Annotated in this window: 2 pseudogenes; both read left to right on the top strand. The window is 72.0% G+C overall.

The features are described 5' to 3' along the window. Positions 1 to 33 precede the first annotated feature (33 nt). A pseudogene (locus AB1460_RS37680) lies at positions 34 to 297 on the top strand (DUF4277 domain-containing protein); the annotation flags it as partial. A 112-nt stretch (positions 298 to 409) separates the two neighbouring features. After that, a pseudogene (locus AB1460_RS37675) lies at positions 410 to 1,116 on the top strand (transposase); the annotation flags it as partial.

Raw genomic sequence — 1,116 nt, 5'->3', positions numbered from 1 at the left:
GCGTAGTGCGTCCGGTCTGGCACGGCACGCAGCGTGCTGGCGGCCGCCGAACTGGGCTACGGGTCCCCGAGCCTGGAGAAGTTCCTCGGCTCGCTGCCCGTGGTGCGTGACCTGCTGGTCCGCCTCGACCTGATCGCCGTGATCGACCGGCTCTGCCCGATCCAGGAGAACAAGGCCCGCTACACCCACGGCCAGGTCATCGCGATGCTGGTCGCGAACCGGCTTACCTGCCCGGCCCCACTGGTCAAGGTCCAGAACTGGGCCGAGAAGTGGGCGGTTCTGGAGATCTTCGGGATCGAGCCGGACGCGCTCAACGACGACCGGTGCGGCCGGGCGCTGGAGGCGCTCGCCGAGCAGGCCGACGCCGTCGTCGGCTCGATCGCCGCGACCGCGATCGCTTGTGTTCGGCGTGGACGTGTCCCGGTTCAGCTGGGACCTGACCAGCATGTCCGTGTACGGCGCCTACGACGGGGCCGATCCCGACTACGTCACCCCGAAACCGGGCCGGCCGAAGGACCACCGCTGGGACCTGAAACAGACCCAGGCCGGGTTCGCGACCTGCGGCGACGGCGCGGTGACGCCGCTGACCCGCGTCTACGACGGCGGCGCCGCCGAGATCGCCCAGGTCGAGGGGGCGCTGCGCGCCCTGCGCGAACTCGCCGGCGAGGGCCGGTTCCTGATGGTCGGTGACAGCAAGCTGGTCTCGTACACGAACCTGACCGCGATCGCCGCCGCCGGCGCGGCCTTCGTCGCCCCGGCCCCGCGGACCATCGTCGGGCTGGCCGAGCTCGCCGCGCACGACCCGGCCACCGCCACGATCGTCGACTGGGCACCACGGCGCGAGAAGGACAAGCTGTTCCACCAGCGTGACGTGCACCGGGTCGTCGAGGGGACCACGACCCTGCGCGGCCCGAAGACCACCGACCCGCCGTTCGAGGTCCGCACCGTGTTCTCGCACTCGGCGCGGCGCGCGGCCGCGTCCGCCGCCGGCCGGGCCACGCAGATCGACAAGGCGCGGGCCGCGCTGGTCATACTGCACCGTAATCTCGGCACCCGGTACTACCCCGACGAGGCCGCCGTCCACACCCGCGTCGCGAAGATCACCGCCGAGTGTCG

The sequence above is a fragment of the Parafrankia sp. FMc2 genome (genome assembly GCF_041008525.1).
In the GTDB taxonomy this organism is placed as follows: domain Bacteria; phylum Actinomycetota; class Actinomycetes; order Frankiales; family Frankiaceae; genus Parafrankia.
This window is presented reverse-complemented; position numbering and strand designations above follow the sequence as displayed.